The organism is Curvibacter sp. T50, assembly GCF_057219955.1.
In genome coordinates this window covers 1,538,043-1,553,317 of the sequence record NZ_JBXVVU010000001.1, presented here as the reverse complement: position 1 = coordinate 1,553,317, position 15,275 = coordinate 1,538,043, and the positions used below count along the sequence as shown (strand labels likewise).

Genomic DNA, 15,275 nt, shown 5'->3' with positions numbered 1-15,275 from the left:
TCAGGCGCTCCGTCGCAAATGGGCCGGCCACAGGGCCCCCACGCGCTGGCGGTGGCGGCGCAGGTCGGCAAATCGCAGCAGGGCCTGTGGCAGCGATTCGGTGGTGGACAACTCCAGCACATCGACACCGGCGTGGGCAAACGCGGCTTGCAGTGCCTGCTCGCGCCGTTCGGTCAGTGCGGCCAGCCGGCGGAGAAAGCCCGGGTCGCGGGTATCGACCAGCTGAACCTCGCCCGTTTCGGCGTCGCGCAGCGGCAGCAGCCCCAGCGGCGGCAGCTGCCGGTCCAGCGGGTCGACCACACGGATGGCGACCACGTCATGGCGGCGTGCCAGCTGGCCCAGCGGCCCCTCCCAGCCGGGCGCACTGATGAAATCACTGACGACAAACAAGGCCGAGCGCCGCTTGAGCGCATGGCCGGCCCGGCCCAGCCAGGTGTGCAGCTGGGTCGGGGCCGCCGGCCGTGGGCCCGCCGGTGGCACCAGCGCGTGCAACAGGCGCAGTACCTGCCCCCGGCCGCCGCCGGCCGCAATCGCGCGGTCGGCGCTGCCGTCGTGCAGCAGTGCGCCGACCCGGTTGCCGTGGCGGGTCAACAGGCGGGCCATGACGGCGACAAAGGCGGTGGCGGTTTCCCGTTTGCGGGTGTGGGCGGAGCCGAAATCCATCGATGCGCTGCAGTCGACCAGGAACCAGGCGGTCATTTCCCGGTCTTCGGTGTACACGCGGACATGGGGCTGTTGCAAGCGGGCGGTGACGTTCCAGTCGATGTGGCGCACATCGTCGTGGTGCTGGTATTCGCGCAGGTCGGCCAGGTCGATGCCCTGGCCGCGCAACAGGGTGCGCCAGTCGCCTTGCAAGGCGCCGTCGAGCCGGCGGATGACTGTCCATTCCAGATGGCGCAGCAGCCACTGCGGGTCATGGTGGTCGGGAGCGGCCGGCGTCGGCGCCGCCGCAGCGGCTGCGGGCGCGGGTCGCAGCCAGTCAGGCAGCCAGCGTGCTGTCATGTTCCAGCGGCCGGGGCGGGGCCGGGATGTGGGCCAGGATACGCGTGACCAGATCGTCGGCACTGCGCCCGTCGGCCAGGGCCTGGTAGGACAGGATCAGCCGGTGGCGCAGGACGTCGGGGGCCAGATCGGTCAGATCGTCCGGCAGGCAATAGCGACGGCCGCGCAGCAGGGCCAGGGCCCGGGCGCCCTCGACCAGGCCGATGGTGGCCCGCGGGCTGGCGCCGGCATTGAGCAGCGGCTCCAGGTCCTTCAGGCCGGCCTGGGCCGGGCGCCGCGTGGCCGAGACCAGGCGCACGGCGTACTGCATCAGGGCCGGGTCCACATAGACATCACGGCATTGCGCCTGCAGCGCCGCCAGCTGGTCGGTGGTGGCCACCGCCTGCGGTGTCGCAGGCGGGCCGGTGACCCGCATCACGATGGCCAGTTCTTCCTCGTCGCTGGGGTAATCGACCAGCACTTTCATCAGGAAGCGGTCCACCTGGGCTTCGGGCAACGGGTAGGTGCCCTCGGTTTCGATCGGGTTCTGGGTGGCCATGACCAGAAACGGGCTGGGAACCCGGTGGGTTTCGCCGGCAATCGTCACCTGGCGCTCCTGCATCACCTCCAGCAGGGCGCTCTGCACCTTGGCCGGTGCGCGGTTGATTTCATCGGCCAGCAGCAGGTTGGCGAACACCGGGCCCAGCACGGTGCTGAAGTCGCCGCTTTTCTGGTTCCAGATCCGGGTGCCGACCAGGTCGGCCGGCACCAGGTCGGGCGTGAACTGGATGCGCCGGAAGCTCCCCTGCAGCGTCTGCGCCAGGGTCTTGATGGTCAGGGTCTTGGCCAGGCCCGGCACACCCTCCACCAGCAGGTGGCCCTGCGCCAGCAGCGCCACCATCACCCGCTCCAGAAAGCGGTCCTGGCCGACCACCACGCGTTTGACCTCGTAGAGCAGTTGCTCCATCCAGGCGGCGGTGTCGGCGGCGGTGTATTGGGGATTCATGGGCTGTCTCAGAACGGCGGCATGCCAACGGCCGACGCGGCGTTTTCAATGGGCACGGCAAAGCCGATGCCCAGGAACGTGCGGGCCGGGGTCGGGTTGAGGATGGCGGTGACGATGCCCACGACCTCGCCGTCGAGGGTGATCAGCGGCCCGCCGGAGTTGCCGGGGTTGGCCGCTGCGTCGAACTGGATCAGGTTGGTGAGCTTTTCGCCGCTGTCGGGCGAGACAAAGCGCCGGCCCAGCCCGGAAACCACACCAGCCGACACCGACGGCCCGATGCCGAAAGGGAAACCGATGGCCACGACCGTTTCGCCGGGCTGCAGGTTCTGGGTGGAGCGCAGCGTGGCCGCGTGCAAGTCATCGGGGATCTTGTGGGCCTGCAGCACGGCGAGGTCGTTTTCGGCCTGAACGCCGGTCACCGAGGCCGTGGACTCCAGCCCGTCGGCAAACCGCACCTTGACCGACTGCGCCTGCTGGACCACATGCAGGTTGGTCAGGATGATGCCTTTGTCCACGATGACCACGCCGGTGCCCACACCGTGTTCAACCTCGGCGCCGGTCTTGGGATGCCGGCGCCAGCCGGTGACCTGGACCACCGACGGTGCCACGCTCGCCGCGGCACGGGCGACCGCCGAGGGCAGACTGTCGTTTTCCAGCGAATGGCGCACGGCGGCGGCGATGTCTTTCTGGGTCAGAGTACGGGTGCCGACCTGCTGCTGCTGCCACACCACGCCCAGCCACGCCAGCGTGAGCACAACGATGGCCGCCCACAGCGCGGAGTTGGCCGGACGCCGCCCAAGGAGACGCCGCCACCGGCCCAGCGCATCCGGCGGGACTGCGGCGGCAGAGCCCGCCGCAAGCCGGGGCGGGGAGGGCGCTTGCGTCCCAGCCGGGTCCGGCGGCGCAGAAGCCGCCACGCTTGCGGCGTGGTCAGGTGGGCTGCGGCTGTAGCGCGCGGTCCTTCGCATGAAGCCTCCCGGTGATGGTGGACAACAGGTGCAGTCGGAAATGACGGTACCACGGAAACGGGCCGGCTGCACAGCCCCTGGGGCCAACGATGGCATCATGGCCGCATGACCCTGTGGATCGATACCCATTGCCACCTGGACGCCCCCGAGTTCTCGGCCGATCGGACGGCGGTGCGTGCCCGCGCCGCGCAAGCCGGGGTGCAGTGCCTGGTTCTGCCGGCGGTCGATCGGGCCGGATTCGACACCGTTCGCGGTCTGGCGCTTGCCGGCACAGATGCCTATGCGCTGGGGATTCACCCCTTGTTTGTGCCGCACGCGCGCGACGACGATCTGACGGCTCTGGCGGATGCGCTGGCGCGACACCGGGATGACCCGCACCTGGTCGCGGTCGGTGAGATCGGCCTGGACTTTTTTGTCCCGGCGCTCGCCACCCCCGCCATGCGCGCCCGCCAGGAATGGTTTTACCGCGAGCAGTTGCGGCTGGCCCGGCGCTTCGACCTGCCCGTGATCCTGCATGTGCGCCGCTCGGCGGACGCCTTGCTCAAGGGGTTGCGCGACGCCGCCGCCGCCACCGGGGGGGGCGCCTGGCGCGGCATCGCGCACGCCTTCAATGGCAGCGTGCAGCAGGCGCAGGCGTTTCTCGGGCTGGGTCTGAAGCTGGGCTTTGGCGGCGCGGTCACTTACGAGCGCGCGCTGCAGTTGCGACGCCTGGCCATCGAGCTGCCGCTGTCAGCGCTGGTGCTGGAAACCGACGCGCCCGATATTCCCCCGCACTGGTGTTATGTCCGCGCCGCCGATCGCGCCGCCGGTCGGGCCCAGGGCCGCAACGAACCAGCCGAACTGCCGCGCATCGGCGCCACCGTGGCGGCGCTGCGGGGGCTGACCCCAGCGGCGATGGCCGACGCCACCGCTGCGAACGCATTGCAGGCCCTGCCGGGCCTGGCGCGCTTGTTGCCCGATGCCGCGTTTTGTCAAAAACAATAGCTGAACAGCACCTTTTTGCGCTGGGTATCGGCGCAAAAGACCCGATTTTTTGCCTCAGAGCGTCCGGTGGGCGACCGGCGTCTCCGGAACGGGGTATCCGGCCGCGCCAAAGGTTGACACCACGGCCTTGTGGGTGTCGAAATAGACCTGCCAATAGTGGTCGGTGTGGGTGTAGGGGCGTACACAAAGCAGCGGGCCTTCGGGCGTGAACTGCAAGATCTCGATGTCCGGCGCCGGGCTGGTCGCGACATTCGGGATGGCCACCACCGCCGCCTTCAGACGGCTGATGGCGTCGCGCACGTCCACGCCGTTGGCCACCTTGGCGGTACAGTCGACACGCCGCACCGGCAACACACTGAAGTTCTGGATGCTGTCGGAAAACACCTTGTTGTTGCCGACAATGGTGACCACGTTGTCCGGGGTGACGATGGTGGTACCGAACAGGCCCAGTTCCTTTACCGTTCCGGTAACGCCACCGGCGCAGACAAAATCACCCACCTTGTAGGGGCGCAGCACCTGCATGAACACCCCGGCGGCAAAATGGGTCAGCAGCCCGCCCCAGGCGGTGCCGATGGCCAGACCGGCGCCGGCCAGCAGCGCGGCAAAGGAGGTGGTCTTGACGCCGAAGATGTCCAGAATCGCCAGGATCAGGACAATGTTGAGAATGACCGAAACAATGGATTTGAGGTAATTGGCCAGGGTTTCGTCCACCTTGCCGCCGCGGGCAAAGGCCCGGCCCAGCAGGTTGACGACCATGCCGATGAGCCAGCGGCCGACAATCCAGGCGGCCAGTGCGCCCAGGACCTTCAGGCCAAAATCCATGCCTTGTGTGCTCAGAAACTGCCAGATGGCTTCCGTATTCATGTCCGAACTCCTTGGTGATGCAAAGGTGCCATCATGCCCAGTCCGGTGACCGTTTCACGACAGGCGGGCACCGACCCGGGCACCCGGGGCGGCCGCCCGTGATTTGCGACACTGGTGTGTTGCTGGTGTGGCGCCACTTTTGTGGGGCTGCCCGGCGCGTGGACTTTGAACCGCCTGGACTGCCGGCCTGAAGTGCAGCATTTTTTATCGACATGGCACGAACCCCCCGAAAAACCAGCCCCCCCTTGCCCGACGTCAACTTCTCCGACTGGGGCGACCGGCGCTACCTGCACCTGGGCACCGAATGGGTGCAGGGTTCCATGCGTCTGGACGCGCCCTACGAGCTCGATCTGGAGTACGTCCAGCGCATGATGGCCTGGCTGCTGTTTGTCGACCCGCCCAGCGTCGCGCGCCGGCACGCCATGCAGTTCGGGCTGGGCGCGGCGGCGTTGACCAAGTTCTGTCGCAAGACGCTGCGGACCCGGACCACGGCCATTGAACTCAACCCACAGGTGGTCGCAGCCTGCCGCCTGTGGTTCAAGCTGCCCGCCGACGATTCGCGCCTGTCGGTGGTGCTGGGCGATGCCGCCGAAGTCGCGGCCAGCGACCATTGGCGAGGCACGGTGGACGCGCTGCAAGTGGACCTGTATGACCAGGAAGCGGCCGCCCCGGTGCTCGACGACGAGGACTTTTACCGCCACTGCCGAACGCTGCTGACCGAGGACGGCGCCATGACCGTGAACCTGTTCGGCCGATCCTCCAGCTACGAGCGCAGCCTGGAGAAGATCTCGGCCGCCTTCGGCGCCGAGGCGGTCTGGGCCTTCAAGCCGACGCGCGAAGGCAACACGGTGGTGCTGGCGCAGCGCACGCCCTGCCGCCCCAAACGTGCCGAACTTGCCGAACGCGCACAATCCATCGAAACTCGCTGGCGTCTGCCGGCGTCCAAATGGCTGCGAGTCTTCAAACCCGTCCACCGATGAAACCACCGCCTTCTCCCACAGCCCTGTCGCGCAGCGCCCATGTCGGTCCCCTGGACTGGCGCAAGCTGCTGGAATGGATGCTGGCCGACGGTGTCATCACCGATGCCGAAGCCCGGCGCACGATGGCGCGCTGCTCCCAGGCGGAAAGTGTGCAGCATCCGCTGGTACGGCTGGCCAGTGTCGGCGTTCAGCGGGCCGGTGACAACCGGCCCATGGACGTCGAGGCGCTGACCCAGTGGCTGGCCGGCCATGTCGGCATGGACTACCTGCGCATTGACCCCCTCAAGGTCGATGTCGGCCGGGTGTCCGACACCATGAGCGCCGCCTATGCCGAGCGCCACCGGGTTCTGCCGGTGCAGGTGACCGCGCAGGAGGTGGTGGTGGCCACGTCCGAGCCCTTCATCACCGACTGGGTGGCCGAGGTGGAGCGCCAGTCCCGCCGGTCGGTGCGGCTGGTGTTGTCCAACCCCGGCGAAATCCAGCGCTACACGGCCGAATTCTTTGCGCTGGCCCGCTCGGTGCGTGCGGTGCAGAAGGCCGGTGCCAACAATGGTGCCGGCAGTTTCGAGCAACTGGTCGAGCTCGGCCGCAGCAACCGCCAGCTCGACGCCAACGACCAGGGCGTGGTGCAGGTGGTGGACTGGCTGTGGAGCTACGCCTTTGACCAGCGGGCCAGCGACATCCACCTGGAGCCCCGGCGCGAGCAGGGCGTGATCCGCTTTCGCATCGACGGCGTGCTGCACCCGGTCTACCAGGTGCCGATCGGGGTGCTCAACGCCATGACCTCGCGCATCAAGCTGCTCGGCCGCATGGACGTGATGGAAAAGCGTCGCCCGCAGGACGGCCGCATCAAGACCCGTCGCCCGCAAGGGGGCGCCGGCCGCAGCGACGAGGTGGAGATGCGCCTGTCCACACTGCCCACCGCCTTCGGAGAGAAGATGGTGATGCGGATTTTTGATCCCGACACCACCGTCAAGGATCTGTCCGATCTGGGCTTTTCGGCACATGACGCAGAGCGCTGGGAATCGCTGGTGAAGCGGCCGTATGGCATCGTGCTGGTCACGGGGCCGACCGGCTCCGGCAAGACCACCACGCTGTATTCCACGTTGCGCCGGGTGGCCACCGAAGCGGTCAATGTCAGTACCGTCGAAGACCCGATCGAAATGATCGAACCGGCCTTCAACCAGACGCAGGTGCAACCCCAGCTGGATTTCGGCTTTGCCGAGGGCCTGCGCGCGCTGATGCGCCAGGACCCGGACATCATCATGGTGGGCGAAATCCGCGACCTGGAGACGGCAGAGATGGCCATCCAGGCCGCGCTGACCGGGCACCTGGTGTTCTCGACCTTGCACACCAACGACGCGCCCTCGGCCATTACCCGGCTGCAGGAGCTGGGTGTGCCGTCCTATCTGATCAATGCCACGGTGCTGGGGGTGCTGGCGCAACGGCTGGTGCGGACCCTGTGCGTGAACTGCAAGGAAGCCGACGCGGGCAACGACGGCACCCTCACGGCCGACGCCATCAAACCCTGGAAACTCAGCGGCGGCTACCGCCCCTACCGGCCGGTGGGGTGTGTCGACTGCCGCATGACTGGCTTCCTGGGCCGCATGGGCCTGTATGAACTGCTGGTGATCAGCGAGTCCTTCAAGCAGCAGGTCACCGCCGGCGCCGGGCTGGAGGCATTGCGCCGCCAGGCCGTGACGGACGGCATGCGCCCCCTGCGGCTGGCCGGCTCGTTGCGGGTGGCCGAAGGGGTGACGACCCTGGATGAAGTGCTGTCGAACACGCCCCCCCTGGACTGAGTGCCGTCCGCTGCACGTCCGGTGCGAGTCGCCCGGGGCGACACCGGGACCACACCATAGGTGGAACCCACATCGGGCGCAAGGCTTTTGACGTACACAATGGTGTCGTCCATTCGCCGGAAAAGGAGACACAGCGTGTTGATAAAAAGTGAGAAGGATTTCTTCTCGGGTTTGATGTTCACCATTGTGGGCGGCGCCTTTGCCTTCGGTGCCACGACCTACAACATCGGTACCGGTGCCCGCATGGGGCCCGGCTATTTCCCGCTGCTGCTGGGTATCGTGCTGGCCATCCTGGGGATGATCATTACCGCCCAGGCGCTGATTTCCGGCCGGCCCGGCGGAGACAAGATCGGCGCCTTCGCCTGGCGACCGCTGTGTTTCATCATCGGCGCCAACCTGTTGTTCGGGGTGCTGCTGGGCGGTTTGCCCTCCATTGGCGTGCCGGCAATGGGCCTGATCGTCGCGATCTACGGCCTGACCTTGGTCGCCAGCCTGGCCGGTGAGCGTTTCAACTTCAAGGAAGTGCTGATCGTTGCCACCGTCCTCGCGCTCATGAGCTACGGCGCCTTCATCATGCTGCTCAAGCTGCAGTTCCCGGTCTGGCCGACCTTCATCACCGGCTGAGGAAACCCGTCATGGATCTGATCAACAACCTGACGCTGGGTTTCGGCGTCGCCTTCACATTCCAGAACCTGATCTATGCCTTCATCGGTTGCCTGCTGGGCACCCTGATCGGCGTGTTGCCGGGCCTCGGGCCGGTGGCCACCATTGCCATGCTGCTGCCGGCCACCTACGCCTTGCCGCCGCTGGCGGCGCTGATCATGCTGGCCGGCATCTATTACGGGGCCCAGTACGGTGGCTCCACCACCGCGATTCTGGTCAACCTGCCGGGTGAATCGTCCTCGGTGGTGACGGTGCTGGACGGCTACCAGATGGCGCGCAAGGGGCGGGCAGGGCCCGCGCTGGCGGCGGCCGGTCTGGGCTCGTTCTTCGCCGGTTGTGTGGGCACGCTGATCCTGGCGGCCTTTGCGGCGCCGCTGACCGAAGTGGCCTTCAAGTTCGGCCCGGCCGAATACTTCTCGCTGATGATCCTGGGTCTGATCGGCGCGGTGGTGCTGGCCTCGGGCTCGCTGCTCAAGGCGGTCGCCATGATCGTGCTGGGCCTGCTGCTGGGCTTGGTGGGCACGGACGTCAATTCGGGCGTGGCACGCTTCTCGTTCGACATCCCCGAACTGACCGACGGCATCGGCTTCATCGTGATCGCCATGGGCGTCTTCGGCTACGGCGAGATCATCCAGAACCTGTCGCATTCGGAAGAAAAACGTGAGGTGTTCACCGGCAAGGTCACCCACATCTACCCGTCGATGGAAGACTTCAAGCGCATGACCCCGGCGGTTTTGCGGGGTACCGCACTGGGTTCCGCGCTGGGCATCCTGCCCGGCGGTGGCGCGCTGCTGGCCGCGTTTGCGGCCTACACCATCGAAAAGAAGACCAAACTCAAGCCGGGCGAGGTCCCCTTCGGTCAGGGCAACATCCGTGGCGTGGCCGCACCGGAATCGGCCAACAACGCCGGCTCGCAGACCTCCTTCATCCCGCTGCTCACGCTGGGTATTCCGCCCAACGCGGTGATGGCGCTGATGGTCGGCGCCATGACCATCCACAACATCCAGCCCGGCCCGCAGGTCATGACCAGCAACCCCGAGCTGTTCTGGGGCCTGATCGCCTCGATGTGGATCGGCAACCTGATGCTCGTGGTCCTGAACCTGCCGCTGATCGGCATCTGGATCAAGCTGCTCACCGTGCCCTACCGCTGGCTGTTCCCGGCCATTGTGCTGTTCTGTGCGATTGGTGTGTACTCCACCAACAACAACACCTGGGACATCTGGATGGTGGCGCTGTTCGGGGTGATCGGCTACCTGTTCATCAAGCTCGGCACGGAGCCGGCGCCGCTGCTGCTCGGTTTCATCCTCGGGCCGATGATGGAAGAAAACCTGCGCCGGGCCCTGTTGCTGTCGCGGGGCGACTGGAGCGTGTTTGTGACCCGTCCGCTCTCCGCCGGCCTGCTGGCTGCCGCCTTTATATTGCTGGTGGTCGTACTCTCTCCGAGCGTGAAGTCCAAGCGCGAGGAAGCCTTCGTCGAGGAATAAGCCGCGTGCAGGCGTTCCGGCAACGGCACCTTCGGGTGCCGTTGTTGTCTGCGCCGCGCCAGGAAACCGGGCTGACGACCGGGTGACTGCAGCCTGGATCGTCCACTTTCATAATCCCTCACCGCCATGCTCGATTTCACTACCCCGTATCCCAGCGCGCGCCTGCCGGTGTTTGCCCGCAACCTCGTGGCCACCTCGCACCCGCTGGCGGCGCAGGCGGGGCTGCGCATGCTGGCGCAGGGTGGCAACGCGGTGGACGCCGCCATCGCCACCGCCGCCGCCATGACGGTGTGCGAACCCGTCAGCAACGGCCTGGGCAGCGACGCGTTCTGCATCCTGTGGGACGGGCAGGCGCTGCATGGCCTCAACGCCAGTGGCCGCGCGCCGGCGGCCTGGACGCCGGACTATTTCCACCGCCGCTACGGCACCGGTGCCCGCACCCCGCCCAAGCGCGGCATGGACGCTGTCACCGTGCCCGGCGCCGTCAGTGCCTGGGTGGCGCTGAGCGAACGTTTCGGCCGCCTGCCGTTTGCCGACCTCATGGCACCGGCGGCCGAGATCGCCGAGCGCGGCTATGCCGTGCCGGTGGTGGTGCAGCGCAAATGGGCTGCCGCGGTGGCCGAGCTGCAAGGCCAGCCCGGCTTTGCCGGCAGTTTTTTGCCCAACGGGCGGGCGCCGCAGGTGGGCGAACGGTTCCGTTTTCCGGCCGCGGCGCGGGCCTTGCGGGCCATCGGCGACACCCGGGGCGCCGCGTTTTACCAGGGCGAGATTGCCCAGGCCATCGCGCGCTTTTCCGCTGCGCACGGTGGCAGCCTCACCGCGACCGACCTGGCTGCCCACCGCCCCGAGTGGGTGACGCCGCTGGCGCAAGACTACCGGGGGTACAGCCTGCATGAAATCCCGCCCAGCGGCCAGGGCATCGCGGCGCAGATGGCGCTGGGCATGCTGCAGCATTTCGACCTGGCCCGCCTGCCGCCCGACGGTGTGGCCGCGCAACACCTGCAGATCGAGGCCATGAAGCTCGCCTTTGCCGACGTCTACCGCTACGTGGCCGAGCCCTCGTCGATGGCGGTGACCGCCGCGCAAATGCTCGATGGCGCCTACCTGCACAGCCGTGCCCGACGGATCGACATGACACAGGCGCAGGATTTCGGCCCCGGCAACCCGGCCCGCGGCGGCACCATCTACCTCACCGCCGCGGACGAGCGCGGCATGATGGTCAGCTTCATCCAGAGCAACTACATGGGCTTTGGCTCGGGCTGTGTCGAGCCCAGCTTCGGCATCAGCCTGCAAAACCGCGGCCACGGCTTCAGCACCGATCCGGCCGGACCGAACCCGGCCAACCTGGTCGCGCCGGGCAAACGGCCGTTTCACACCATCATCCCGGCATTCCTGACGAAAGACGGCCAGCCGGTGATGAGTTTCGGTGTGATGGGCGCCAACATGCAGCCGCAAGGCCATGTGCAGACCCTGGTGCGCATGATCGACCACGGCCAGAACCCGCAGGCCGCCTGCGACGCGCCACGCTGGCGGGTCAACACCGGGCTGGACATCAACGTCGAAGCCGCCATGGACCCGGCCACGGTGGCGGGCCTGCGCACCCTGGGCCACCGCATCGGCGTCATCGACGACCCCTACCAGGATTTCGGCGCTGGCCAGTTCATCTGGCGCCTGGGCGATCCGGCCGCAGAAGGCTACGTGGCCGCCAGCGACCCGCGACGGGATGGGCAGGCCGTTGGTTTCTGAACGTCCCCCCAGCTTTCTCCCCGGCCTGGCCCTGGCCGCGGCGGGCTCTATTGCCTTCAGCGGCAAGGCCATCATCGTCAAGCTGGCCTACCGGCATGGGGTGGACGCCGTCACCCTGCTGATGTACCGCATGCTGTTTGCGCTGCCGCTGTTTGCCCTGATGGCCTGGTGGGCCGGGCGGGGCAAGCCGCGGCTTACCGGGCGTGAGGCGGTTGGCGTGTTGTGGCTGGGGTTCACCGGCTACTACCTGGCCAGCTACCTGGACTTTGTCGGGCTGCAGTACATCACCGCCTCGCTGGAGCGGCTGATTCTGTACCTCAACCCCACGCTGGTGCTGCTGCTGGGCTGGGTGCTGTATGGCCAGCGCATCGGCCGCCACCGGGCGGTGGGCATGGCGGTGAGTTATTGCGGGGTGGTGCTGGTGTTCGGCCACCAGCTCACGCTCGACGGCAAGGCCGTGGCCTGGGGTTCCCTGTTGGTGTTTCTCAGCACCATCAGCTATGCCCTGTACCTGAGCTACAGCGGCGAGCTGGTGCGCCGCCTGGGCGCCCTGCGCCTCGCCGGCCTGGCCACCACCGTGGCCTGTGTGCTGTGTATCGCGCAGTTTGCGCTGCTGCGGCCGCTGGCATCGGCGGCGGTGCCGGCGCCGGTGCTGTGGCTGTCGCTGCTCAATGCCACCCTGTGCACCGCGCTGCCGGTGCTGCTGGTGATGATGGCCATCGAGCGCATCGGCCCCGGCCTCACGGCCCAGACCGGCATGATCGGCCCCATGGCCACCATCTTCATGGGTGTGGTGCTGCTGGACGAGCCGCTCAACACCTGGGTCATCGCCGGCACCGTGCTGGTGGTGGCGGGCGTGTTTGTCGTGACCCGCCTGCCGCGCCCGGCCGCGCCGCGGGTCGATGACCCGGCCTGAACCCCTTTTTTTATCGCATCACCGACAAGGAGACACCACCATGAATCTGGGCATCACGGGCAAATGGGCGCTGGTCTGCGGCGCCAGCAAAGGGCTGGGCCGCGGCTGCGCGCTGGCGCTGGTGCGCGAGGGCGTGCATGTGGTCATCGTGGCGCGCGGCGCCGAGGCGCTGGCCCGCACCGCGGGCGAGCTGCGCGCACAGGCCGCGTCGGGGGCGCAGGTGCTGGCCGTGGCTGCCGACATCACCACCGCCGAAGGCCGCGCCGCCGTCTTTGGCGTGGCCGGCGGTCCGGGCACCGACTTTGACATCGTCGTCACCAATGCCGGCGGCCCGCCCCCCGGCGACTTCCGCGACTGGGACCGCGACGCGTGGCTCAAGGCGGTGGACGCCAACATGCTCACCCCCATCGAACTCATCAAGGCCACGGTGGACGGCATGGCCGCGCGCGGCTTCGGGCGCATCGTCAACATCACCTCCAGCGCGGTGAAGGCGCCCATCGACATCCTGGGCCTGTCCAACGGCGCGCGCAGCGGCCTGACCGGCTTTGTCGCCGGCGTGGCCCGCAGCGGCATCGCGGCCCAGGGCGTCACCCTCAACAACCTGCTGCCCGGCAAGTTCGACACCGACCGCATCGCCACCACGCTGCAGGCGGCCGCCGCCAAAACCGGCAAAAGCGTGGACGACATCCGCCGCGCCCAGCAGGCGCAGATACCGGCCGGCCGTTACGGCACCCCCGAGGAGTTCGGCGCCATCTGCGCCTTCCTGTGCAGCCAGCAGGCGGCCTACATCACCGGGCAGAACATCCTGCCCGACGGCGGCGCCTACCCCGGCACGTACTGAACCCGCCGGTACAGGGGCCGCCATGACACCGCTGCGCTGGCTGGATTTCGACACCAGCGAGGGTGACGACGGCGTCACCACCTTCGACGCCTTGGCCAGCGTGCGCCCCGCCGACCGGGACGCGCTGGCGGCCGACATCGTGCGAGTGCTCGACTGGGCGCACACCACCTACGGGGGCACGTGTGGCCCGGTGGGCGAGGGCGGCGACTGGGACTATGACCTGCAGCTCGTCGAATCCGCCACCGACGCCACGCTGCACTACGACGCCGCCGCCCGCTGCCTGGTCTGGCACGGTGACGCGGCCGCGCCGTCGCGGCTCACCGTGGCCCTCACCCTCAGCGGCCCGCCGGCCTTTTGCAGCGCCCTGAGCGCCGCGTTCGGCCTGGACGGGCCGGCGGACGGCTGACTGAAAAGGCGGCCACCAGCGGGGCTGCCGCGGGCCGGAAACCCGCGGGTTTCGGACTTTTCAAGAAAAAAGTGCCGATAACCATCGTAAAAAGGTCATTGTTTGCTATTACAAAGATATCGAATCGATGCCCCGCTGTGTGCGCCGCACGGGCGGCGCCACGTTCAGGCGCCCGCCGGCGCCGGGCGCAACTCCGCCCGCGCCTGCCGGATCACCGCGACCGCTGCGCTCAGCGCCAGCACGCCCATCACCAGTGCCACCGCCAGGTCGGGCCAGCCGCTGCCGGTGCCGAACACACCCAGCGCGGCCAGCATCACCGCCACATTGCCGATGGCGTCGTTGCGGCTGCACAGCCACACCGAGCGCATGTTCGCGTCGCCCTCGCGCCAGGCGTAGAGCAGGGCGGCCACCGTCACGTTGGCCACCAGCGCCAGCGCCCCGATGGCGCCCATCGTTACCGGCTCGGGCACCGTGCCGGCCATGGCCGACCAGGCCGCGCGGCCCAGCACAAACACCCCAAAGGCGCCCATACTCAGCCCCTTCACCAGCGCCGCCCGTGCCCGCCAGGTCAGTGCCAGGCCCAGCACCGCCAGCGACATGCCGTAGTTGGCCGCGTCGCCGAAAAAGTCCACCGCATCGGCCAGCAGTGACACCGACCCGGCCTGCAGGCCGCCAGCCAGCTCCACACCAAACATGGCCAGATTGATCAGCAGCGCCACCCACAGCACCCGGCGGTAGCGCGGGCTCTGGCTGGCGGGCGGGGCGGCGCAGCCGTGGCTGCAGCAAGAGTCGGACATAAAAAGGCTTTCCAGTGACAATGACGCCATTGGAAACCCTGAAGCGGCTCCAGAGTCAAGCGGTATGCTGCAGTGCGTGGCGCCCGCAGGGTGGCGCAGAAAGAACCCCACCATGAAAATCGGCGAACTGGCCCGCGCGGCCCAGACCCCGGTCGACACCATCCGCTACTACGAGCGCGAGGGCCTGCTGCCCGCCGCGCCGCGCAGCGACGGCAACTACCGCCTCTACAGCCCCGACCACGCCGAGCGGCTGGTCTTTGTGCGCCACTGCCGCTCGCTGGACATGACGCTGGACGAAATCCGGGCGCTGCTGCGCGTCAAGGACGCCCCCCAGGCGCCCTGCACCGACGTGAACACGCTGCTGGACGCCCACATCACCCACGTGGCCACCCGCATCCGCGAACTGCGCCAACTGGAAAAACAGCTCAAGGCGCTGCGCCAGCAATGCGCCGGCGCCAGCGACGCCGCCCACTGCGGCATCCTGACCGAACTGGCCCAGGCCACCCACCCGCCTGGCGCGGCCTCTCGACGGAAAATGTGCCAATAGCCAGCGTGAAAAGGTCATTATTTGCTATGAAAACAGGACTATTTTCAGGGCCACCCAGGCCCGGTGCGGTCTTCCACCCGGGGCCGCGCCGGGACTTGCACCCGCGGCAGGCCGTCAACCATCCACATCGAGCCCAACCCGGTATTGAAACAGCCGGGGCGATGCAACGATGGTTGCCGGGTTTCGCGGGTGCTTTATGCCTGTCAATTTGTCCAGTAAAAGGCTTGCAATTCATTGATGTACAACAATTTTCTGGCGGATTCCGCGCCCAGAATATCCCGCGCGGTCCA

General features: G+C 67.8%; 15 protein-coding genes. 10 read left to right on the top strand and 5 right to left on the bottom strand.

Annotation, left to right across the window (positions count from 1 at the left end; translation table 11 throughout):
• From AC2EBU_RS07365 to AC2EBU_RS07355, 3 genes are read right to left on the bottom strand one after another with little or no spacing between them, the layout of a single operon-like run.
• Positions 1 to 987: a DUF58 domain-containing protein gene (locus AC2EBU_RS07365; protein ID WP_484610136.1), complete on the bottom strand. Its 987-nt coding sequence runs from the start codon at positions 985 to 987 to the stop codon at positions 1 to 3.
• Entirely contained in the window at positions 980 to 1,987 is a 1,008-nt protein-coding gene (locus tag AC2EBU_RS07360) for an AAA family ATPase (RefSeq protein ID WP_484609712.1), read from the bottom strand. The genes AC2EBU_RS07365 and AC2EBU_RS07360 overlap by 8 nt, the downstream gene beginning before the upstream one ends.
• Positions 1,988 to 1,995: 8 nt before the next feature.
• Positions 1,996 to 2,955, bottom strand: coding sequence for a S1C family serine protease (locus AC2EBU_RS07355; RefSeq protein ID WP_484609711.1), 960 nt, complete (start codon positions 2,953 to 2,955; stop codon positions 1,996 to 1,998).
• Positions 2,956 to 3,060: 105 nt separating this feature from the next.
• On the opposite strand from AC2EBU_RS07355, the gene AC2EBU_RS07350 reads away from it, so the two are divergent.
• Positions 3,061 to 3,939: a TatD family hydrolase gene (locus AC2EBU_RS07350; RefSeq protein ID WP_484609710.1), complete on the top strand. Its 879-nt coding sequence runs from the start codon at positions 3,061 to 3,063 to the stop codon at positions 3,937 to 3,939.
• A 54-nt stretch (positions 3,940 to 3,993) separates the two neighbouring features.
• Here AC2EBU_RS07350 and AC2EBU_RS07345 read toward each other — a convergent pair whose 3' ends face one another.
• Entirely contained in the window at positions 3,994 to 4,803 is an 810-nt protein-coding gene (locus AC2EBU_RS07345) for a mechanosensitive ion channel family protein (RefSeq protein ID WP_484609709.1), read from the bottom strand.
• A 212-nt stretch (positions 4,804 to 5,015) separates the two neighbouring features.
• Between AC2EBU_RS07345 and AC2EBU_RS07340 the strand changes: the two genes are divergently transcribed.
• The 8 genes from AC2EBU_RS07340 to AC2EBU_RS07305 all read left to right on the top strand — a co-directional run bounded on the left by AC2EBU_RS07340 (position 5,016) and on the right by AC2EBU_RS07305 (position 13,641).
• On the top strand, positions 5,016 to 5,783 hold the full coding sequence (locus AC2EBU_RS07340) for a spermine/spermidine synthase domain-containing protein (RefSeq protein WP_484609708.1): 768 nt from the start codon (positions 5,016 to 5,018) through the stop codon (positions 5,781 to 5,783).
• Positions 5,780 to 7,585: a type IV pilus assembly ATPase TfpB gene (gene tfpB, locus AC2EBU_RS07335; protein WP_484609707.1), complete on the top strand. Its 1,806-nt coding sequence runs from the start codon at positions 5,780 to 5,782 to the stop codon at positions 7,583 to 7,585. The genes AC2EBU_RS07340 and tfpB overlap by 4 nt, the downstream gene beginning before the upstream one ends.
• Positions 7,586 to 7,720: 135 nt before the next feature.
• Positions 7,721 to 8,209: a tripartite tricarboxylate transporter TctB family protein gene (locus tag AC2EBU_RS07330; protein ID WP_484609706.1), complete on the top strand. Its 489-nt coding sequence runs from the start codon at positions 7,721 to 7,723 to the stop codon at positions 8,207 to 8,209.
• An 11-nt stretch (positions 8,210 to 8,220) separates the two neighbouring features.
• Positions 8,221 to 9,732 (top strand): tripartite tricarboxylate transporter permease, encoded by a 1,512-nt coding sequence (locus AC2EBU_RS07325; RefSeq protein WP_484609705.1) that lies wholly within the window; start codon positions 8,221 to 8,223, stop codon positions 9,730 to 9,732.
• Positions 9,733 to 9,858: 126 nt separating this feature from the next.
• On the top strand, positions 9,859 to 11,478 hold the full coding sequence (locus AC2EBU_RS07320) for a gamma-glutamyltransferase family protein (protein ID WP_484609704.1): 1,620 nt from the start codon (positions 9,859 to 9,861) through the stop codon (positions 11,476 to 11,478).
• A complete protein-coding gene (locus tag AC2EBU_RS07315) occupies positions 11,456 to 12,394 on the top strand; it encodes a DMT family transporter (RefSeq protein WP_484609703.1) in 939 nt (312 codons plus the stop codon). Before AC2EBU_RS07320 ends, AC2EBU_RS07315 begins: the two co-directional genes overlap by 23 nt.
• A gap of 40 nt (positions 12,395 to 12,434) precedes the next feature.
• Positions 12,435 to 13,235 (top strand): SDR family oxidoreductase, encoded by an 801-nt coding sequence (locus AC2EBU_RS07310; protein WP_484609702.1) that lies wholly within the window; start codon positions 12,435 to 12,437, stop codon positions 13,233 to 13,235.
• A 22-nt stretch (positions 13,236 to 13,257) separates the two neighbouring features.
• A complete protein-coding gene (locus AC2EBU_RS07305) occupies positions 13,258 to 13,641 on the top strand; it encodes a hypothetical protein (RefSeq protein ID WP_484609701.1) in 384 nt (127 codons plus the stop codon).
• 164 nt (positions 13,642 to 13,805) lie between these two features.
• Here the strand turns inward: AC2EBU_RS07305 and AC2EBU_RS07300 are convergent, their stop codons facing one another.
• A complete protein-coding gene (locus tag AC2EBU_RS07300) occupies positions 13,806 to 14,438 on the bottom strand; it encodes a cation efflux transmembrane domain-containing protein (RefSeq protein WP_484609700.1) in 633 nt (210 codons plus the stop codon).
• Between the two features lie 112 nt (positions 14,439 to 14,550).
• Here AC2EBU_RS07300 and cadR point away from each other — a divergent pair, with 112 nt between their 5' ends.
• Positions 14,551 to 14,985, top strand: a complete 435-nt coding sequence (gene cadR / locus AC2EBU_RS07295; RefSeq protein WP_484609699.1) for a Cd(II)/Pb(II)-responsive transcriptional regulator — start codon at positions 14,551 to 14,553, stop codon at positions 14,983 to 14,985.
• The last annotated feature ends 290 nt before the right edge of the window (positions 14,986 to 15,275 follow it).